General features: G+C 71.5%; 17 protein-coding genes. 6 read left to right on the top strand and 11 right to left on the bottom strand.

What is annotated here, in order from left to right:
* Positions 1 to 525: 525 nt before the first annotated feature.
* Genes ACFWGZ_RS27140 through ACFWGZ_RS27155 form a run of 4 tightly spaced genes read left to right on the top strand, consistent with a single transcriptional unit; the run spans position 526 to position 4,325 of the window.
* Positions 526 to 2,892 (top strand): nitrate- and nitrite sensing domain-containing protein, encoded by a 2,367-nt coding sequence (locus ACFWGZ_RS27140; RefSeq protein WP_382454402.1) that lies wholly within the window; start codon positions 526 to 528, stop codon positions 2,890 to 2,892.
* Between the two features lie 41 nt (positions 2,893 to 2,933).
* Positions 2,934 to 3,371 (top strand): roadblock/LC7 domain-containing protein, encoded by a 438-nt coding sequence (locus tag ACFWGZ_RS27145; RefSeq protein WP_330857098.1) that lies wholly within the window; start codon positions 2,934 to 2,936, stop codon positions 3,369 to 3,371.
* On the top strand, positions 3,368 to 3,748 hold the full coding sequence (locus tag ACFWGZ_RS27150; RefSeq protein ID WP_325518312.1) for a DUF742 domain-containing protein: 381 nt from the start codon (positions 3,368 to 3,370) through the stop codon (positions 3,746 to 3,748). Before ACFWGZ_RS27145 ends, ACFWGZ_RS27150 begins: the two co-directional genes overlap by 4 nt.
* Entirely contained in the window at positions 3,729 to 4,325 is a 597-nt protein-coding gene (locus tag ACFWGZ_RS27155; RefSeq protein WP_382454403.1) for an ATP/GTP-binding protein, read from the top strand. The genes ACFWGZ_RS27150 and ACFWGZ_RS27155 overlap by 20 nt, the downstream gene beginning before the upstream one ends.
* Before the next feature lie 43 nt (positions 4,326 to 4,368).
* On the opposite strand, the gene ACFWGZ_RS27160 is transcribed toward ACFWGZ_RS27155, so the two are convergent.
* The 5 genes from ACFWGZ_RS27160 to ACFWGZ_RS27180 all read right to left on the bottom strand — a co-directional run bounded on the left by ACFWGZ_RS27160 (position 4,369) and on the right by ACFWGZ_RS27180 (position 10,311).
* Positions 4,369 to 5,733: a tryptophanase gene (locus ACFWGZ_RS27160; protein WP_382454404.1), complete on the bottom strand. Its 1,365-nt coding sequence runs from the start codon at positions 5,731 to 5,733 to the stop codon at positions 4,369 to 4,371.
* Between the two features lie 16 nt (positions 5,734 to 5,749).
* A complete protein-coding gene (locus tag ACFWGZ_RS27165; protein ID WP_382454405.1) occupies positions 5,750 to 6,934 on the bottom strand; it encodes a tryptophan dimethylallyltransferase family protein in 1,185 nt (394 codons plus the stop codon).
* A 289-nt stretch (positions 6,935 to 7,223) separates the two neighbouring features.
* On the bottom strand, positions 7,224 to 8,159 hold the full coding sequence (locus ACFWGZ_RS27170; RefSeq protein ID WP_382454406.1) for a lysyl oxidase family protein: 936 nt from the start codon (positions 8,157 to 8,159) through the stop codon (positions 7,224 to 7,226).
* Entirely contained in the window at positions 8,156 to 9,490 is a 1,335-nt protein-coding gene (locus ACFWGZ_RS27175) for an FAD-dependent oxidoreductase (protein ID WP_382454407.1), read from the bottom strand. Before ACFWGZ_RS27175 ends, ACFWGZ_RS27170 begins: the two co-directional genes overlap by 4 nt.
* A complete protein-coding gene (locus ACFWGZ_RS27180; protein ID WP_382454408.1) occupies positions 9,490 to 10,311 on the bottom strand; it encodes a glycosyltransferase in 822 nt (273 codons plus the stop codon). Before ACFWGZ_RS27180 ends, ACFWGZ_RS27175 begins: the two co-directional genes overlap by 1 nt.
* A gap of 359 nt (positions 10,312 to 10,670) precedes the next feature.
* On the opposite strand from ACFWGZ_RS27180, the gene ACFWGZ_RS27185 reads away from it, so the two are divergent.
* Both ACFWGZ_RS27185 and ACFWGZ_RS27190 read left to right on the top strand, forming a co-directional pair.
* On the top strand, positions 10,671 to 11,990 hold the full coding sequence (locus tag ACFWGZ_RS27185; protein WP_382454409.1) for a sugar transferase: 1,320 nt from the start codon (positions 10,671 to 10,673) through the stop codon (positions 11,988 to 11,990).
* 26 nt (positions 11,991 to 12,016) lie between these two features.
* Positions 12,017 to 13,204, top strand: a complete 1,188-nt coding sequence (locus ACFWGZ_RS27190; protein WP_382454410.1) for a putative glycoside hydrolase family 15 protein — start codon at positions 12,017 to 12,019, stop codon at positions 13,202 to 13,204.
* Here the strand turns inward: ACFWGZ_RS27190 and ACFWGZ_RS27195 are convergent.
* The 6 genes from ACFWGZ_RS27195 to ACFWGZ_RS27220 all read right to left on the bottom strand — a co-directional run.
* A complete protein-coding gene (locus tag ACFWGZ_RS27195) occupies positions 13,185 to 14,282 on the bottom strand; it encodes a glycosyltransferase family 4 protein (protein WP_382454411.1) in 1,098 nt (365 codons plus the stop codon). The two genes, ACFWGZ_RS27190 and ACFWGZ_RS27195, sit on opposite strands and share 20 nt — an antisense overlap.
* Positions 14,279 to 15,337, bottom strand: a complete 1,059-nt coding sequence (locus ACFWGZ_RS27200) for a glycosyltransferase (protein ID WP_382454412.1) — start codon at positions 15,335 to 15,337, stop codon at positions 14,279 to 14,281. The genes ACFWGZ_RS27195 and ACFWGZ_RS27200 overlap by 4 nt, the downstream gene beginning before the upstream one ends.
* Positions 15,334 to 16,734, bottom strand: coding sequence for an oligosaccharide flippase family protein (locus ACFWGZ_RS27205; RefSeq protein ID WP_382454413.1), 1,401 nt, complete (start codon positions 16,732 to 16,734; stop codon positions 15,334 to 15,336). Before ACFWGZ_RS27205 ends, ACFWGZ_RS27200 begins: the two co-directional genes overlap by 4 nt.
* The gene (locus tag ACFWGZ_RS27210; RefSeq protein WP_382454414.1) at positions 16,731 to 17,981 is read right to left on the bottom strand and encodes a glycosyltransferase family 87 protein; all 1,251 of its coding nucleotides are present in this window, start codon (positions 17,979 to 17,981) and stop codon (positions 16,731 to 16,733) included. The genes ACFWGZ_RS27205 and ACFWGZ_RS27210 overlap by 4 nt, the downstream gene beginning before the upstream one ends.
* Positions 17,978 to 18,817, bottom strand: a complete 840-nt coding sequence (locus tag ACFWGZ_RS27215) for a hypothetical protein (RefSeq protein WP_382454415.1) — start codon at positions 18,815 to 18,817, stop codon at positions 17,978 to 17,980. Before ACFWGZ_RS27215 ends, ACFWGZ_RS27210 begins: the two co-directional genes overlap by 4 nt.
* Positions 18,814 to 19,430: glycosyltransferase (locus ACFWGZ_RS27220; RefSeq protein WP_382454416.1), on the bottom strand; the 617-nt coding region annotated here is incomplete at its 5' end. The genes ACFWGZ_RS27220 and ACFWGZ_RS27215, both read right to left, overlap by 4 nt.

The following is a 19,430-nucleotide window of genomic DNA, read 5'->3' on the forward strand; positions in this document are numbered from 1 at the left end:
GGACGGACGGACTGTCGTGGTAGAACATTCCGGAGGTGGGCCTTCGAGATCGGCGTGACCGGTTCCGCGGTCGTGGCGATGATCACCATCGGAGAATGACCCGCTTCAGCACGTTCACTCCGAGCGGTCGGAACACCGGCACTTGTGAAAGCAGCCGGTGACGGAAGGCGACTACCGGTCGCACTCCGTCCTGCTCGGGGCGTCTCCGCACGTCCGTGTCGGGGTCTCGGTTCAATAGTTGCTACGTTTCTGGTGTTCACTTCGATAAACACCGCTCACGCACCGCTACCTGGGAAAGCGCCTTCCTGTCTCGGAGGGTCAGGACTCAACTCGGGAACAGGGGTGTTGCACAGAGCATCTGACTGAGTACTCTGCACACACCCCCTCAAGATCATCGCTGTTGATCATGCAGTTCAAGCGGTGCTATCTTTCCGTCGCCAATTCGGGTGGTCGTGGAGCGTTGTGAAGCTGAAGAACGTGCCGGACACGAATTACAAGACAATTCGTTCTCGGCTCACTGGTGTCGTGGTGGTTCCCAGCATCGTCCTCTTGGTGATGTGGGCGCTGTTCTCGTCCTACACGGTGTTCGAGGGGCTGTACCTCCAGCTGGTCGCCGCCGGCGCGCGTGACGCCTCGATTCCCGCCGTCCAGTCGCTCGCGTCGCTGCAGAAGGAACGCGAGCTGACGATGACGAGCCTGAGCAAGCCGGGCTCCGGGACCACCGCGCTGGTGAAGCAGCAGCAGGAGACCGACGCCGACGTCGCCTCGATGAAGACGGCGTTCGCCGAGCTCGCGTCCCAGGCGCCGCAGGAGGTCGTCGACGGGATCAACAAGCTCAACGCGGTGCTCGACCAGCTGCCCGAGCAGCGCGAGCGCGTGGAGTCGGGCACGGCGCTCAAGCCCGAGATCTACCGGTACTACAACAGCGTCCTCGACGCCGGCGCCTCGCTGTTCAGCACCCAGGCCCGCATCGTGCCGGACGCCGAGACGGTGCAGGGCGCCCTCACCGGCTTCCAGTACTTCCTCGCCAACGACGCGATGTCGCGGTCCAGCTCGATCGCCGCCGCCGCGGTGGCCGCGGGCAGGTTCACGCCCGAGGAGCACCGCGAGTTCGTCACCCTCGTCGGCGGGTACCGCTCGTACCTGTCCTCGAGCGAGCCGGTCTCGCTGCCGAACGTGCGCGACCACTACAAGGAGCTCGTCAGCAGCCCGCAGTGGCAGCAGCTCGTGAACCTCGAGAACCGCCTGCTGCAGAACGCCGAACGGCCCATCGGCAACTCCGTCACCCTGGCGGACTGGGAGTCGGCCAGCCGCGCCGTCTCCACCGAGCTGACCACGCTGGTGCAGGAGCAGACGACCGGCGCCGTCAACATCGCCATGGCCAACGGTGAAGCCAAGTTCACCCAGGTGCTGATCGGTTCGCTGATCGCCCTCGTCGCGGTGATCGTCGGGATCTTCCTCGCCGTGCGCATCTCCAGCCGCCTGGTCAACAAGGCGTTGATCGTCCGGCTCACGAACCTGAAGAGCGAGTCCCTCAAGCTCGCCCACGAGCGGCTGCCGAACATCGTCGAGCGGCTGCGCGACGGCAAGCACGTCGACGTGGCGGCCGAGGTCCCCGCGCTCGACTACGGCAACGACGAGATCGGCCAGGTGGCCGACGCGTTCAACGCCGCGCAGTACACCGCCGTCGCCGCGGCGGTGAAGGAGAGCCAGACCCGTGAAGGCGTGAACCGGGTCTTCCTCGACATCGCGCGCCGCAACCAGGGTCTCGTGCACCGCCAGCTCAAGATCCTCGACAAGCTGGAGCGCGAGGAGGAGAACCCCGACCACCTCGACGCGTTCTTCCAGCTCGACCACCTCGCCACCCGCGCCCGCCGCAACGCCGAGAACCTGATCATCCTCACCGGTGAGCAGCCCGGCCGGCAGTGGCGCAAGCCCGTCCGCATGCTCGACGTCGTGCGCGCCGCGGTCGCCGAGACCGAGCAGTACGCCCGCGTCAAGGTGAACCCGGTGCCGGAGGTGGCGCTCGTCGGCGCCGCCGTCGCCGACGCGATCCACCTGATCGCCGAGCTCGTCGACAACGCGACGTCGTTCTCCTCGCCCCGCTCGCAGGTCGAGGTGCACAGCAGCGAGGTGCCGCAGGGCCTCGTCATCGAGATCGAGGACCACGGTCTCGGCATCAAGGCGGAGGACCGCGAGCAGCACAACGAGATGCTGGCCGCGCCGCCCGACTTCGAGGCGATGCGGCTGCGCGGCGAGTCCCGCCTCGGCCTCTTCGTCGTCGCCCGGCTGGCCGCCCGCCGCGGCGTCCACGTCGAGCTGCGCGACTGCCCGTCCGGCGGCACCATCGCGCTCGTGCTCATCCCGTCCGAGCTGATCGTCGGCGAGGCGGGCGCCGCGGACCCCGTCGAGGCCACGCAGATGCCGAAGCCGACGTTCCGCCAGCAGACGCTGCAGCAGGCCTCGCACCCGACGCTGCAGGGCGACCTCGTGCAGGAGGACGCGTCCTCCCGGCCGACCGAGACCTTCGCCCTGGACGAGTTCTGGGCCGAGGCGGGTGCGGGAAAAGGCCGCAGCCCGGTCCAGCCGCGGGAACCGGAGATCAGCGGCCGTCTCGACCTGTCGCAGGACGACGGCCACCCAGCAGGGGCGTGGCCGGAAGGCGACCAGGCGGAAGGCGTTGAGACGCGTCAGGACACCAGGCCGGAGCTGCCGCGCCGGAGGCGGCAGCAGCACCTCGTACCCCAGCTGGCCACCGACGAACTCCGGCCCATGCCCGACCTCGACGAGATGAACAACGAGGACCGGGCGGAACGAACTCGCGACAGCATGTCGGCCTTCCAGCGGGGCACGCGCAACGCCCGCCAGACGGACGACGTCGTGGAACCGTGAATCTGAACGTGGGACGACTGAACACCGAAAGGGCTACTCCAGTGGACGACAAGACCGGCGGGCACCCGGAGCTCAACTGGCTGCTGGACGACCTCGTCTCCAGAGTGATCGGCGCACGCCACGCCGTGGTTCTGTCCGCGGACGGCCTGCTGCTCGCCCGATCTCCCGAGCTGTCGAAGGACGACTCCGACCACCTCTCGGCGATGGCGTCGGCGTTCCAGAGCCTCGCGAGGGGCACCGGACGGCACTTCGGCGGCGGGCAGGTCCGGCAGACCATCGTGGAGATGGAACGCGCTCACCTGTTCGTCACCGCCGCGGGCCAGGGCGCCTGCCTCGCGGTGGTCGGCGACGAGGACGCGGACATGGGCATGATCGCCTACGAGATGAACATGCTCGTGAAGCGCGTGGGCAGCTACCTGTCCTCGGCACCGCGCACGCTGGCCTCGCCGAGGCTCCCCAATGCGCTCGGCCTGTCATGAGCCAGCACTCGGCGGACTGGTGGTACGACGAGGCGGCGGGCCCCCTGGTCCGCCCCTACGCGATGACGAGCGGGCGCACCAGACCCAAGCCGGCCGGCGACGAACTGACTCTCACGACCCAGGTCCGGGCGCTGCGCACCACCTCGGACCAGGGGTCGCTCCTCGTGGAGCACCTCGAGATCATCAAGCTGTGCCGGAAACCGCTGTCCGTCGCGGAGGTCGCGGCCTACCTGAACGCGCCGCTGGTCGTCGTGAAGGTGCTGCTGAGCGACCTCATCCAGCGCGGTGACGTCATCACGCGCGACCCGTCGCGGACCGCGGTCCCGATGGACCTGAACCTACTCCAGAAGGTGCTCGATGGTGTCCGTGCAATCTGAGGGCCGGCGCGAGGAACTGCTCGTCCCCTCCTCGGTCAAGATCGTCGTCGCCGGCGGGTTCGGCGTCGGCAAGACCACGATGGTCGGCGCGGTCAGCGAGATCACCCCGCTGCGGACCGAGGAGCTGCTCACCGAGGCGGGCGAGGAGATCGACGACCTCGCGGGCGTCGAGGGCAAGAACACGACGACGGTCGCACTGGACTTCGGGCGCATCACGATCAACCCGGAGCTCGTGCTGTACCTGTTCGGCACGCCGGGCCAGGACCGCTTCTGGTTCATGTGGGACGAGCTGTCCGTCGGCTCGATCGGCGCGGTCGTGCTCGTGGACACCCGCAGGCTCGACGCGGGCTTCGGCGCGATCGACTTCTTCGAGCGCCGCGGCATCCCGTTCGTCGTCGCCGTGAACTGCTTCGAGGGCAGCCACACCTACACGGCGGACGAGATGCGCCAGGCGCTCGACGTCGCGGACACGGTGCCGCTGGTGCTGTGCGACGCCCGCGACCGCGAGTCGTGCAAGTCGGTGCTGGCCCGCGTGATCGAGCACGCGATGAACCGCCTCGACGCGATGGCCGGCTAGGTGCTGTGAGGCGAGGCCGGGACACCCGGCCTCGCGCTTCGGGTCAGTTCTCCCGGACCTGTTCCAGGCGGCACCGGAACGGCCGCAGCATCACCGGCGCCTCGACCAGCCGGTAGCCGGGCACCTGCGACGGGTCCTTCGCGATCCCCGCGAGGGTCTCGGCCACGTACTCCAGGTGGCTGCGCGTGTAGACGCGGCGTGGAATCGCGAGGCGCACCAGCTCGAACGGCGCGGGCTTCACCAGCTCGCCGGCCTCGTCGATCTCCCCGAGGTAGAGCGACCCCAGCTCGGCACACCGGATCCCGCCCGCCAGGTACAGCTCCGACGCGAGCGCGTGACCCGTGAAGCGGCGTGACGGGATGTGCGGCAACAACCTGGCGGCGTTGAGGTACACGGCGTGCAGACCCGCGGGCCGCACACTGTCCACACCGGCCTGTCGCGCGCATTCGGCTAGGTAGGCGGTCGACTCGGCCCGCTCCCGCAGGTACATCGGGTCGGTCACCTCGACCAGGCCCTGCGCGCACATGTCGAGGTCGCGGCCGGAAAGCCCGCCGTAGGTGCGGAAGCCCTCGGTGGCGATCAGCAGCAGTTCGCACTGCTTGGCCAATTCCACGTCGTTGAGCGCCAGCAACCCTCCGATGTGGACGATGCCGTCCTTCTTCAGGCTCAGCACGCACCCGTCGGCCAGCCGGAACGCCGCCTTGGCCACGTCACGTGGACTGCGGTGGCGGTAGCCCTCCTCCCGCTGCGTCACGAGCCACGCGTTCTCCGCGAACCGCGCCGCGTCGAGGATGAACGGCACCCCGTGCCTGCGGCACAACGCACTCACGGCCTCGAGGTTCGCCATCGACACCGGCTGCCCGCCGCCACCGTTGTTGGTGATGGTCATGAGCACCAGGCCGACGTCCTCGGGCCCCTCGAGCACCTCCCGCAGGGCGACGAGGTCGATGTCGCCCTTGAACGGCGCGTCGCTGTCGAGGTCGGCCGCCGCGGGGCACGGCAGGTCCCGCGCGATGCCGCCGACGATCTCCACGTTGGCGCGGGTGGTGTCGAAGTGGGTGTTGCTGACCGAGATCTGCCCGGGTTTGAGCAAGGCGCTGAACAGGATTCGCTCGGCGGCGCGGCCCTGGTGCACCGGGAAGATGTGCTCGTAGCCGGTCAGGTCCGCGCACACCTCGCGGAAGCGGAACCACGACCGGGCACCGGCGTAGGTCTCGTCGCCGCGCATGCCGGCCGCCTGCTGCTCGGCGGACAGCGCGCCTGTGCCGGAATCGCTCAGCAGGTCGATCGTCACGTCGTCGGCGGTGAGGTTGAACTGGTTGTAGCCACCGGCGGCGTACACGCGTTCCCGGTAGTCGCGGGTGGTGATGGGGATGGGCTCGACGACCTTGATGCGGTACGGCTCCACGACAACGTTGCCTTTCTCAAGCTGTTAGAGCGGTGGTGCGCGGAGGGGTCACGTCGTACGCCTCCGAGGACAGGTAGACCGTGACGCCCGGCCGGGGCTTTCCCAGGCGCAGCGAGACGTGCGCGATCAGGCCGACGCCCTCGCCCAGCGGCCGCCGGACGATGCTCGCCAGCGCCAGCACGAACGGCTTCGTGTCGAGGCCGCACCGGTCCATCACCGCCAGGACGCGTTCGCACGCCTCCAGGTCGTCCTGCACGTAGTCCCGCACGGGGATGTAGAGCGAGTAGCCGCTGGGGGTGTCGACGTCACCGGACAGGAAGGTGTAGCTCGACATCAGCGGCCGGCGGGTGAACGGGCCGGTGCCGCCGCAGGCCAGTTCGACGACGTCCGCGAGCAGGCCCAGGTCGACGTCGGGGGCCGCGGAGGCCGCCCTGACCACGTCCGCGACGACGGAGTCCTCGTGCGACACGTAGGTCTTCACGCGGGCCCGGTCGGCGTCCATGAGGTCGAGGGCGAAGAAGGAGAACCGGTCCAGCCCCTCGCGCCGCAGCGCGTGCTCGGCGACGGACGGGTAGGCCGCGCTGAGACCGAGCCGGTCCAGGGCCTCGCGGACCAGCGGGGTCGCGCTCTCACGGCCGCGCACGTCGGGGTTGAGGTAGACCTTGATGGCGGGGGCGGCGCCGGGGCCGACGATGAGCGAGTACCAGAACGCGAACGCGCCCTGCGGGTCCGCCGGCAGGAACAGGTCGCGGACCAGGTCGAGCCGGCCGAGGTGCAGCCGGTGCTCCGCGCGGAACGCCTCGAGCGCGTCGAGCGCCGCCGCGAGGTTCGCCCTGCTGTCCGGGCTCTCCGCGAGCGACTCGACGATCATGCGGACCGCCGGTGGCTCGTTTCGGGCCAAAGCCACCGAGAATTCCACGGGCGTGTGGTCGTCGGCGACCTGCGAAGGCCAATGCGGAACCGCGGAGAGGGGTAACCGGGAGCCGGGACCCAATGCCTCGGCCAGCAGTTTCGTCGCGCTTTCTGTGGACCTCGTCAATCCGACGGCGCGCAGCAGGTTGTGGAGTTGTCCGAGGGCGAAATCACGCAATGACACAGCTGGCGCGCTCAAGACGGGGCACTCCTGATCGGCCGGGGAATCAGGTGGGTTCACAATCCTGACGGGGTGGAATGTGAACTGAATTCTCTCAAGCCACCACATGGGCAGGTCAAGGTCCAAGGGGGTTGCGAGTGACACTCTCCACTGTGATCAACGTTGCACTGCTTGGTCTATTGACAGCCCCCGTTCGCTCTGTCCAAGGGTGAAATTGTGCGATTGCGTGCACGTGTGCTATGCGTGATCGCTTTCGGTTTCGAAGAGTGAGGAACGGGCCTGGAATGGGCGTTCTGGAGTGCGGCCCGAATGGCGCCCGTTTGTCCCGGTACAAATGAAAACGGGGTACATCTGTTTTGACAGACGTACCCCGTTCTGTGTCAGGTTCCGGTACCGCTCAGTTCAGCGGCTCCGCGCACCTCTCCCGGCCGGGACAACTGCGGATCAGCCGCACCCGCGGCGCGCTGTCGATCCTGGACGGAGCGGTCGCCGCGCCGCCCGGCCACTGCAGCGAGATCGCGATCGACGACGTGTTGTTGCCGTAGTCCTTCTCCAGCAGCACGCGGTCGGCGTTCACCGTGTTGACGACGTCGTACACACCGGACGGGACCCGCGTGAGGTCGAGCCACTGGAAGTCGACCTCCTTGCGGTAGTCGTCGCCGGAGCCCACCGAGATGCCGAACATCGTGTCCACGGCGGACGGGTGGTGGTGGGCGCACATGTGGCCGTCGAGGCTGCGGGCGAGCTGCCCGGCCGGCGTCTCGTCGTCGCCGGGGCGGTGCGGCAGGTCGCCGGGCACCCGGTAGCGGTCGCCGAGGCAGAAGCCGTTCTTGCGGTCGGTCACCACCACCCCGCCGTCGGGCGTGCGCAGCTGGAAGTGCTCGAAGTGCAGCAGGTGCCAGTGCTCGTGCGTCGCGGCCGGCTCGTAGTAGGCGCTCGACCGGGTCGCGCGGTCCGCGCCGGCGAACGTGCGGGCGATCGAACCGTCCACACCGGACTGGACCGCCTGGCGCACCTTCATCGTCTCCGTGGCGGTGGAGGCGCGGTGGGCGTGCAGCAACAACGGGCCGTCGCCGACGTTGTCGACCGAGGTGGTGAACCTCAGCCGGACCGCGCCGGCCCGGACGCCGTCGTGGACGCACCTGCCGCGCGGTTCCGCCGGGTCGCGCACGAGGCAGACGTCCCAGTCGCGGCACGTGTCCGGGTTGCCCGCGAAGCCGCCGGGACAGCCGACGGGCGCCTGCCGGAGGTCGGGCAGCAGCGGTGCCGGGTCGGCGAGGACCTGCTGGGAGGAGACGGGTGAGGCCGCGGTGATCGCGAGTGCTGCGATCACCGCACCGATTCTGCCGACCATGCGGTGTTCTCCTGGGTGGGGGACCTGCGCGCCTCGCGCAGGAGGAGGTCCGTCACGGAGTTGGCGAGCCGCACGCTCGAGTTCCAGCTCGTGACGTCCGGGTAGACGTGGGCCGTGGTGGCGAGCAGCAGCGGCGTGCCGGGCACCTCGACGGACGGCCGCTGGGCGAGATACCCCAGCGGGTACACGGGTTCGACGAACGGCGCCTTGAAGACGCGGACCTCGTCGACGTCGCCGGCCGTCAGTCCTCTGCGGATCGACAGCAGCTGCTCGGTCCACCGCCGCGCGATGACGGCGTCGTCCTCGCGGTACAGCTCGGACTCGCGGCCGGTGTAGCGCATCGCGTAGACGAGGTGCCGGTCGCCGTAGCGCCGGGAACCGGTGAGCGGGGTCATCTCGATCAGGCCGTCGAAGTCGGTGCCCGAGCGCAGCACCGGCGCCCAGTAGTGCCCCGACAACGGCTTGCGGAGGAAGAACAGGACGTTCACCACGCCCTGGTACGGCAGCCGCACGTCGGGCAGCCCGGGTGCGAGCCCGGCCCCGGCGATCTCGCGCAACGCGGGCAGCGGCACCGTGGAGACCGCGTGGCGCGCCTCGATCGTCTCGCCGCCGTCCAGGGTCACGGTCACGCTGTCCGGCGTGGTCTCCAGCAGGCGCACGGGTGCCGCCGTGCGGATCTCGCCGCCGCCCGCCTCGATGGACGCGCCCAGGGCGTCGATCACGCTCTTGTAGCCGCCGGCGGGGTAGCCGCGGACGGACTCGTTGCTCTCGCGGCCGAGCCGCTGCCACACGTAGAGCGCGGGCACGTCGCCGAAGGAGGAGCCGAACTTGGCGCCGAACAGGGGTGCGAGCAGCAGTGACCAGATCCGGTCGCCGTACAGGCCGCGCAACCAGTCCTCGGTGCGGATCCGGTCGAGGTCCCTGCCCTCGCCGAGCCGGCGCAGCAGGAGGGAGACGACGCCGAACCGGATCCGGTCGGCCAGGCCCAGCGGGGTGAAGCGCAGGAGGTCGAGGGCGGAGTTGAACGAGCGGTGGACGCCGTCGACGACCATGCCCATGGTCGTGGGCCGCCAGCCGATGCCGTCCTTCAGGCCGACCTCGTCGAGCAGCGCCAGGAGGGCCGCGTCGGTCGGCATCACGCAGTGGTAGAAGCGTTCGACCCACTCCCCGCGCGAGGAGAAGAAGGTGCCGAGGCCGCCGAGCTGGTCGCTCGCCTCGAGCAGCGTCACGGGCAGTCCCTCGCGGACGAGCCGGTGCGCGGTGGCGAGGCCGCAGACGCCCCCGCCGATGACGACCACGCGGCCGGGCATCAGAGCTTCTTGAACGGGACGGGCGTGAGCCGGTCACGCGTGAGCAGCAGCAGGTACTGCCGCAGCGTCCGGCCGAGCTTGAGCTTGCTGGCACCGGGCTTGCGGTCGTACCGCAGCAGCAGCGGGATCTCGGTGACGACGGGCGAGCAGTGTCTGAGCTTCATGAGCAGCTCCACCATGCACGCGAACCCGCGCTCCTCGACCAGGCGCTCGCCCCAGTGCGCGGCGGCGCGGCGCAGCAGGCTCACGCGGTAGGCGCGGAAGCCGCTCGAGTAGTCCTGCACGCCGTCGACCTTGAGCGCCCTGCCCAGCACGACGGCGGCGCCGCGGGAGAGGAACCGGCGCAGGCGCGGCGCGGTCGAGTCGTCGCCGCCCTCGGTGAAGCGCGAGCAGATCACGATGTCGGACCCGGCCTCGACCTCCCGCAGCAGAGCCGGGATCACGCCGGGGTCGTGCGTGTCGTCGGCGTCCATGACGACCACGACGTGGTCGGGCGCGGCCTCCGCGAGCACCGCCCGCAGTCCTGATTGGACGGCCTGGCCGAGACCGAGGTTGACCGGGTGGCGCACCAGCCGGACGTCCAGGCCGCGCTCGCCCGCCGCGCAGTCGCCGGTGCCGTCGGACGACCCGTCGTCGACGACCCAGACGGTGATCCGGCCGGCGAGGTCGACGGCGGCGACGCGGCGCAGCAACCGGGGCAGCGCCGCCGCCTCGTTGTAGGCGGGCAGGACGAGGTGCACGTCGCCGCAGGTGCGAACCGGGTCCTGCACGAGTGTGGCGCCCTCGGCTGAATGCCGGGTGCCGTAGTCGTCGACTCTCACTCGACGCCCCCTCTTCGGTTGGTCGCGGATGGTGGCGTGAATTATTGACACCGCGTGCTAAAGCTTTTGAGCCGCCCTGGGCGTGTTCAAGGCACCCATCACGGCGAAACGTCACCTAACGCGGTCAGCGGGACACTGAAGAGGGAATATCGATACCCGAAGAGACGATTTTTCTGCCTGCATTCACCCTTTCGTGCAAGTGCACGCTCAAAACTCATTCGATCGGATGATCTTTCATGAGGCGATTTTCGGCGGTTGCCGTTCCGGCCGCACCCCACCCGACACCGGGGGCTGACCACGGACAGCCACCCCGGCGCGCCGTCCACCCGTCCGGGCGCCGCCGGGACCTGCTCAGCCGGGTGAACGCGGTGGCGGTGCTGCTGGTCCTCGCCGACTGCGCGACGCTCGTGGCGGTCTGCGTGGACGGCGGCGTGGGCTGGGTCTGGGGCGCGGCGGTCACGGGCGCGGTGCTCACGATCCGGGGCGCGTGGCGGCTCCACCGCCGGCGGCTGTGGCTGTCGCTGCTGCAGGACCTGCCGCGGTCCGCCGCGAGCACCGCGCTCGCGTTCGCCCTGCTCACCTGCATCGCCCTGCTCGCGGGCGCCCCGGCGCAGGGTCTCGCCGCCGCGCAGTGGGCGATGATCGCGTTCGCGCTGGTCATCGAACCGGTGCGGTGGTGCGTGTTCTGGTTCGGCCGGTGGTGCCGCAAGCGGTTCGACCGCTGCGACCGCACGATCATCGTCGGTGCCGGCCGGGTCGGCGTGAACCTCGCCAAGACCATGCTGGAGCACCCCCAGTTCGGCCTGCGGCCGGTCGCGTTCGTCGACTCCGGCCCCGATCCCGACCGCGAACCGCCGGTGCTCGAGGTCGTCGACGGCGACCTGGCCGAGGCGATCGTGCGGTTCCGGGCGGGCACCGTCGTGCTCGCGTTCTCGCACACCCGCGAATCGCAGCTGGTGGACGCCGCCATCACCGCGCACCGGATGGGCTGCGCGACGCTCGTCGTGCCGCGCATGTACGAGCTGCACCCCGACGGTCCCGGCATCGAACGGGTGCGCAGCTACCCGCTGATGCGCCTGGGCACCTCGCCGACCAGCAGGCCCACCTGGTGGGTCAAGCGCGCCGCCGACCTGCTGTTCGCGGCGGTCGCCCTGGTCGTGCTGTCGCCGGTCATCGGGCTGTGCGCGCTCGCGGTGCTGGTCGAGAGCGGCCGCCCGCTGTTCTTCCGGCAGGTCCGCGTCGGCATGGACGACCGCACGTTCGTCCTGTTCAAGATCCGCAGCGTCCGGCAGTCCGGCCACGACGACTCGCAGTCGACGTGGTCGGTCGTCGGCGACGCGCGCGTCGGCCCGGTCGGCCGGTTCCTGCGCCGCACCTCGCTCGACGAACTGCCCCAGCTGTGGAACGTCCTGCGCGGCGACATGTGCATCGTCGGGCCGCGCCCGGAAAGACCGGGTTTCGTTCGCGAGTTCTCCGCCATTCACGAGCTATATTGGGCTCGCCATCGCGTTCCGACCGGCCTGACGGGGCTCGCTCAGGTGCACGGGTTGCGGGGTGACACCTCGATCGCCGACAGGTCTCGATACGACAACTACTACATCGCGAATTGGTCGTTGTGGCTCGACCTGAGGATTCTACTGATGACAGCAGGTGAGTTGTGTTGTCGGAGAAATCGCTGATACGTCGATTCGCCGTTGTCGCTCTCGTGTTCCTTTCGAGTGCGTGCACGGCCAGCCTGGCCACCGAGCCCCTCCCCACCGGACCGTCGCCGAAACCGCTGGCGCCGTGCGCGTGGTGGTACGCCATCGGCGACTCGCCCTCCGCGTGGGAGATCAAGTCCGCCGCCCGGCACTACGACGTGGTGGTGCTCAACGCGTGGGAGACGGCGCACATGCGCAAGCTCCACGAGCTCAACCCCGACGTGAAGGTCCTGGTCTACAAGGACTTCTCCAGCGTGCGCAACTACCCCGGCGCCGTCGAGGGCAGCCGCGACGCCCAGTACCTGCCCACCGGTGTCGGGTACTTCGCGGTCGAGCAGGGCAACCCCGAGTGGTTCGCGGTCAGCACCCTCGGGCAGCGCATCGAGTGGGACGGCTACCCGCTGCACTGGCAGATGGCCGTGTGGGACCCGGCCTACCGCAAGGCCTGGGCGGACTCGGTCGTGGGCGAAGTGCTCCGCGAGGGCTGGGACGGGGTGCTGGCGGACAACGACTTCAGCTCGCTCCGGTACTACTCGCCCGCGGTGGTCGCCGGCACCGCCGACGCCGCGGAGACCGACCGGTTGCTGCGCGACGGCCTCGACGACATGCTCGCGCTCACCGGCGACGCGCTGGAGAAGTCGGGCAAGATGCTGGTCCCCAACGTGTCGGAGTCCCAGCTGACGCCGGGCCGCTGGGCGGCGCACTCGCGGTACGCGGGCGCCATGGAGGAGAACTTCGGGCTGCGCGGCGACGACGGCACGGGCGAGCTGATCACGTTCCAGGGCAACCAGTTCAAGGAGCAGCGCGCCCAGGCCGCGCTCGGCGAGTCCTGGCTGCTGCTGGTCACCCACACGAAGTCCGACCAGGAGGAACGCGTCGGGTACGCCTCCGCCGCGCTGCTCGCGAGCCCGCACACGTGCTGGACGCGGGCGAATCCCGACTACAAGTCCCCGTACTGGTCGGTGTACCAGGACGCGCGGCTCGGCGAGGCGGTCGAGGCGGCCACCCGCCTGCCGAACGGGGTGTGGGTCCGCCGCTACAGCGGCGGCTGGGTGGCCGTGAACCCGACGAAGTCCTCCGCGCTGCTGGTGGCGCCGGCGGGACTGCTGACGCTGACGGGCGAGGAGGTCCCGGCCCAGCTGGACCTGCCGCCCGCGGACGCCGTGGTGCTGGTCAACGCTCCGAGGTGGTGAGCTTGCGGTAGAGGTCGAGGTGGCGGCGCGCGCACACCTCGGCGGTGAACCGCTCCCGCGCCCGCGTCGCGAGCCGGGCGCCCGTGCCACCGGGGTCGGGATCGGCGAAGAGCTCCTCCAGCCGTGCCGCGAGCGCGGTCACGTCACCCGGCCGCGGGCAGTCGTCGCCGGAGACGCCGAGCATGTCCGCCACGCCACCGGTGTCCGTCGCGACCACGGGCTTGCCGGCGGCCATGGCCTCCGCGATCACGAGCGGCTGCTGTTCCATCGTGGACGGCAGCACCAGCGCGTCGTGCTCCAGCAGCAGTTCGGGCACGTCGGACCGGAAACCGAGGAACCGCACGCGGTCGCCCAGCCCCCGCCGGGTGACCCGGCCCTCCGCCTGGCTGCGCTGCGGACCGTCGCCGACGACCGTGAGGGTCGCGTCGCCCGGCATCGTGGTCTCCAGCGCGTCCAGCAGCGTCAGCAGGCCCTTGCGCTCGACCAGCAGGCCCACGAAGATCAGGTGGCGGACGGGTCCCGCGGGCGGGTGCGCGTCGCCGACCTCCACGCAGTTGTCGATGTGCGTCATGCGGTGCGGCGGCACGAAGAGCCGGTCGCGCAGGAAGCGCCCCATCTCCCTGGCGGGCACGACCGTCCGGTGCACGACGCGGGCGACGGCGGCGTCGGCGGCCAGCACCGCGCGGGTGTAGGCCGGTGGGGGAGTCGCACCCCGGACACCGCGGAACCACGGTTCGTCCACGTCGTCGGGAACGCCGTGGTAGGTGTGCACGATCTTGGTGCCGGTGGTCGCGAGGCCCGCGCTCACCAGTCCCGACCGCCGGTCCTGCGCGTGCACGACGTCCGGCTGCCACGTCCTGAGCGCGGCGCGCGCCAGTCGTGCGGCGCGCACGTCTCCTTTGCGAGGAACGAGGATCTCCTCGAAGAACGGGTCGATCCGCGCGGCGCCCCGGCGCGGGCGCGGGCCGAAGACGCGCACCTCGGCGTGGCCGGTCTCGGCGAGTGCGGCGGCCAGGCGCACGGTGACGTCCACCGGGCCACCGCTGTCCTGTGTGAGCAGGTAGGCGATCCGTGTCATCGTCGTCCTTCCACCAGCTTCTCGGTGAGGGTCGTGATCTCGTCCGTCATGCGGTCGCGGTCGAACAGCGCCTCGGCGCGGACCCGGCCGCGCTTGCCCTCGGCGGCGGCCAGCTCCGGGTCCGCGAGCCTCGCCGCAACCGCTTGCGCCAACGCCGCGATGTTCTGCGGCGCCACGACTTCGCCCGCGTCACCGATGCTCTGCCGCACGCCCTCGACGTCGAACGCGACGACGGAACGCCCGCAGGCCATGGCTTCCAGCGGAACCAATGCCATGCCCTCCGCCCGTGAAGGCAGGACCACCACATCGGCCCGGGCGTAGAACTCGGCCGGGGTCTCGCTGTGGCCGTGCCACTCGACGCCGGGGTGTCCGGTGGCCTGGAGCGCGGCCTTGAGGGGACCGTCGCCGACGATCAGGAGCCGGGCGTCCGGGAGGCGTTCGACGACTCGCGGCCAGGCCCGCAGGAGCAGGTCCTGCCCCTTCTGGTGGGCCAGCCGGCCGACGCAGACCGCCGTCGGGACGTCGTCGGTCTTGGGCTGTGGGCGCAATGCGCGGACGTCGACGCCGTTGCAGACGACCTCGGCCGGTGCGGTCACCCCCGCCTCGCGACCGGTCTCGAGCTCGTCGTCGCTGACGCAGACGAGCAGATCGGTCCAGCGGGACGCCCGCGCCTCCCAGAAGCGGCAGGCGCGGCTCAGCAGGCCGCCGGCGATGCGGAACGACCACAGGTGCGGCTGGAACAGCGTCGGGGTGCGGCCCCGCAGGACGAGCCGGGCGAGTCCGGCCTTGGAGCTGTGCAGGTGCACCACGTCCGGCCGGAGGCGGCGCAGGATCGCGCGCAGTGCCCGCAGCTCCAGCGCGGTGCGGGGACCGGGCGACCGCGTGGCGTGCCACGGGTGGACCGGGATGCCGGCCCGGTGCGCCTGGTCGGCGAGCCAGCCGGGGGGACAGGCGATGCCGACGTCCCACCCGCGGCGCTGCTGCGCCCGTGCCAGCGCCAGCACGACGACCGCGACCCCGGCCTCGACCGGCTGGGTCACGTGGACGACCTTCACGCGCGTTCCTCCAGTCCGATGAGGACGGTGCGGTTCAACGGCAGGACGACGGAGCAGTAGGCGGCGGCCAGTGCGAGCCCGGTCGCGACGAGACCGGGGACGCCGGTGCTCGCCGGCAGGACCTCGTGCAGCCCGAGGCTGAGCGCGCCGCCCGCGGCCACGGTGACGACCGGCCGGGCCAGTCCGCCGAACGCGAGGCCGTTGCGCGCCAGCACCAGCCAGGTGACCGGGACCAGCAGCCAGACGACGGCGAGCTGGGTCGCGGCGACCGCCCCGGGGCCGTGCTCCGTCGTGAACACGAGCGCGGTCAGCAGCGCGACCAGGTGGGCGGCCTCGAGGGCGAGGTACTGGCGGGCGTGCCCGGCGGCCCTGATCACCTGGTACCAGACGTGCAGCAGGCTCAGCCCGAGGCCGTAGCCGCAGAGCAGCACCAAGACCCGCGCCGCGTCCGCCCACCGCGCACCCAGCACGACGATCCCGTCCGCCAGCAGTGCCACGACGACGTACAGGCCGCCGGTGACCACCAGTGTCGCGACGGTGAACCGGTGCAGCGTCGCCGGGAGCTCCTCGCCGCGTCCACTTCGGACCAACCGGGCGCAGATCGGGAACAGCACACCGCCCAGCACCACCGCCACCATGATGTAGGGCACCCAGGCGATCCGGAACGCGAGCGAGTAGCCGCCGACCGCCTCCTGGCCCAGCACGTGGCCGAGCGCGAGGTAGTCGGCGTTGACCAGCAGCACGGCGATCAGGGCACCGGGACCGACGACGGCCGCCCACCGCAGCGCCTCGGCCGCGCTGCCGCGGTCCCACGCCGGCCGGACCCGCGCCCCGGCGACCGCGGCGAGCACCGGCTGCGCGACGGCCGTGCACAGCAGCCCGGTCACGAGCGCCGCGGGGCCGGTTCCGGTCGCGGCCAGCACCACCGTGACCGCGGCGCCGGCGAGCATCCCGCCCGCGTCCGGCAGCATCCGGCGCCGGAAGTCGAGGTCGCGGTGCATCACCGCCATCTGCACGCCTCCCGCCGCGGTGAACGGCAGGGTGAGCGCCGCGAGCCGCAGCACGCCGGCGGCCTCGGGCGCGCCGAGCGCGGTGGCGATCGGGTGGGCCGCGGCGATCACCGCGGCGGCGAGGACGGCACCGGCGCCGACGCTCAGCGTGAGGACCGTGCCGGCGAGCCGCACCGGGTCGCGTTCGGTGCGGCTGACGATGTCGTAGACGCCCATCGCCTGGACCACCTGGCCGATGTTGACCACCGAGACGACCAGGGCGACGGCGCCCAGGTCGGCCTCGGTGAGGAACACCGCGAGCGCCAGGGTCACGGCGATCTGGCTGCCCTTGCTCACGAGGTTGACCGCGAAGAGCCAGAGCGAGCCCCGCACCGCGACGTCGGTCATGCGGTGCGCCGGGTGTGCCGCACCGCGAAGACGACGAGCGCGACCCAGGCGGCGACGACGGCCAGGCCGTCCAGCGTGACGCTCGCCCTCGCCCCGAACAGGTCGCGCACCGCCGCGTCGACGAAGTGCAGGTGCGCGAACGGGACCAGGAGCAGCAGCACGCCGAGCCCGGCCCACCGCCAGTGGCCCTCGGCGCGGCGCCGCAGGCACAGCACCGCGAGCGCCACCAGCGCGGGCACCGCGATCAGCACGTCACCGGGCTGGTGCACCAGCGCTACCACGACGCCCAGGCACGTCAGGACGTCCGCGGCCGCGGACCCGTGCTCGGTCCGGTCGAGCCTGCGCGCGAGGAGCGCGGTCGCCGCGAGGACACCGCACAGCGCCAGCGGTTCGGCCGCCGGGGGCAGCCAGCCGGTCGTGCGGAAGAACACCGCCGGGAGGTCGATGCGTTGCGCGGTCATCGAGTCGACCGCGCCGTACCCGGTGTGGCTCGCCCACGCGAGGTTGCGGGAGATCACGCCGAGGAACTCGCCGGCGCCCCCGCCGCGCACGACCAGCAGCAGCGCCACCGGAAGGCTTGCCAGCGCGGCGATCCCGGTGCCCAGGAGCGCGACCCGCCGGTCGCCTCGCACGAACAGGACCACCGCGAGCGGCAGCCCGAACTGCGGCTTGAGCCACGCCAGCGCCAGTGCCGCGGAGGCCCAGCCGGGGTGCGAGGCGCGCAGCAGCACCACGCCCGCCACGCCGACCGCGAGCAGCGGGTTGACCTGGCCGAGGTAGAGCTGCGCCTTGCCGACCTGGCTCGTCACCAGCAGCGTGCCGATCACGACCGCGCCGGCCACCAGCGGCAGCCGGGCCCCGCGTGCCGCGAGCACCGAGAGGCCGATCAGCAGCACCAGGCAGGCCAGCGTGAACGCCACCGCGCCGACCCGGTAGTCCGGCAGCGCGAACGGCAGGTGCAGCACCAGGTGGTAGGGCTGGTAGAGGTTGAAGTTCTGCCGCACCGGCCAGTGGTCGAACATCACGGCCGGGTCGTACGGGTTGCCGCCGCCGAGGAACTCGCGGATCGGGAAGTACAGCGCGTCCCGGAAGTCCTGCATGCGTTCTTCCGGAAGGTTCGCCTCGGTCGGCAGCGGCACCTCCCACGACGGCCGCACCGCGCGGACCGCGCCGGCGGCGCCGACGAGGGCGACGAGCCCCACCAGCAGCGACTTGGCGAGCCCCGCGCGGCTGGTCGTCGTGATCACGCCAGCACCACCGCCACCACGACCGACGACTCCGGCAGCACCGCGAGCGCCGTCGCGAGGTCGCTGCGGCCCCGTTCGGCGACCGCGACCACCGCGGTGCCGTCCGCGGGCTCGGAGGCCTTGTCCGGCAACGTCCGCGCGAGCTCCTCCGCCCGGTCGGCCACCGAGGGGCTGACGGCGAGCACGCGCACCGGCCGGGCCGCCGCGAGGCACAGCGCCGTGAGCCGTTCGGTGAGTGCCGGGTCGTCGTCGGCCACCACGGCCACGGGGTGGCCGATGCCCGCCTCGGCGAGCGCGGACCGGGCGGTGTTCCCGCGGCGCAGCACGCCGGCGGCCACGCCCGCGATCACCGCGGCGGCCAGCGCGAGACCGGTGGCGAGCCGCCAGTCCGGGCTCACGGTCGAGGTCTCCGGCCGCGGGTCGACCAGCCGGAACCGGCCGGCGGGCGCGAGCAGGTCCGCGTCGACCACGGCCTTCGCCACGGCGGACACGGCGGCCGCCGCGTGCTCGGCCGTGTCCGCGCGCACGGAGATCCGTGCGACGCCGGAAGCGGGCACCAGCTCGACGGCGATGGCGTCGGCGAGGCGGCCGGGCGTCGTGCCCGCCTGCTCCGCCGCGGCCTCCAGCACGGACGGGCTGCGGACCAGCTGCACCACCGCGGGCGTCGCGAGCGAGGTGACCTCGCCGAACTGGGCGCTGTCCGGTGTGGACGGAGTGGCCAGCAGGGCGAGCCGCGACTCGCTCACGCCGTCGCGCAGCGCGACGGCCAGCAGCACGAGCGCGCCGACCGCGAGGGCGGCCAGCACCCCCTCGAGGACAGCTCTGGGAGCCTTCATCGTCCCTCCAGGACGGTGCGGAGAAGTTCGTCGTAGGACTTCATCAACGTGTGCGCGTCGCCTCCGCCGTCCCGCGCCGCGGCGATCGACCGGGCGGTGGGGGAGTAGAGCAACCCGCGCAGGGCCTTGGCGGTCTGGCCGGGGCTGCGGCGCGGGACGAGCACTCCGCCCCCGCCCGCCAGCAGCTCGCGCACACCGTCCACATCGGACGCGATGACCGGTCGTTCCGCGGCCAGCGACTCGAGCAGCGCGATCGGCATGCCCTCCCAGTCGCTGGTGAGCACGGTGAGGTCCGCTGCCTCGAGCAGGTCCCGCACGTCCGTGCGCGTGCCCAGGAAGCGGACGCCGTGCAGCCGCTTCGCCCGTTCCTCCAGCCCGGCGCGCAGGCTGCCGTCGCCGGCGAGCCACAGCTCGGCGTCGCCCGGGACCAGGCCCCAGGCGTCGAGCAGGACGTCGTGCCGCTTCTGCGGCTCCATCCGGGCGACGCACAGGGCGACTGGCGCGTCGGGCGCGGTGCCGATCGCGGCGCGCACCTCTGCCCGGCCGGTGCGGGCGGGTTCGGCGAACACCGCGTTGGGGACGACCACCACGGAACCGAGCCCGGCGTCCTCCC

It is taken from the genome of Lentzea sp. NPDC060358, assembly GCF_042725365.1.
Taxonomy (GTDB): domain Bacteria; phylum Actinomycetota; class Actinomycetes; order Mycobacteriales; family Pseudonocardiaceae; genus Lentzea.

Coding starts and splice junctions, on each gene's coding strand:
- ACFWGZ_RS27150 (WP_325518312.1), top strand. CDS start 3,368: ATGAGCCAGCACTCGGCGGACTGGTGGTACGACGAGGCGGCGGGCCCC.
- ACFWGZ_RS27155 (WP_382454403.1), top strand. CDS start 3,729: ATGGTGTCCGTGCAATCTGAGGGCCGGCGCGAGGAACTGCTCGTCCCC.
- ACFWGZ_RS27165 (WP_382454405.1), bottom strand. CDS start 6,934: ATGTGGTGGCTTGAGAGAATTCAGTTCACATTCCACCCCGTCAGGATT.
- ACFWGZ_RS27175 (WP_382454407.1), bottom strand. CDS start 9,490: ATGCCCGGCCGCGTGGTCGTCATCGGCGGGGGCGTCTGCGGCCTCGCC.
- ACFWGZ_RS27195 (WP_382454411.1), bottom strand. CDS start 14,282: ATGACACGGATCGCCTACCTGCTCACACAGGACAGCGGTGGCCCGGTG.
- ACFWGZ_RS27205 (WP_382454413.1), bottom strand. CDS start 16,734: ATGACCGACGTCGCGGTGCGGGGCTCGCTCTGGCTCTTCGCGGTCAAC.
- ACFWGZ_RS27215 (WP_382454415.1), bottom strand. CDS start 18,817: ATGAAGGCTCCCAGAGCTGTCCTCGAGGGGGTGCTGGCCGCCCTCGCG.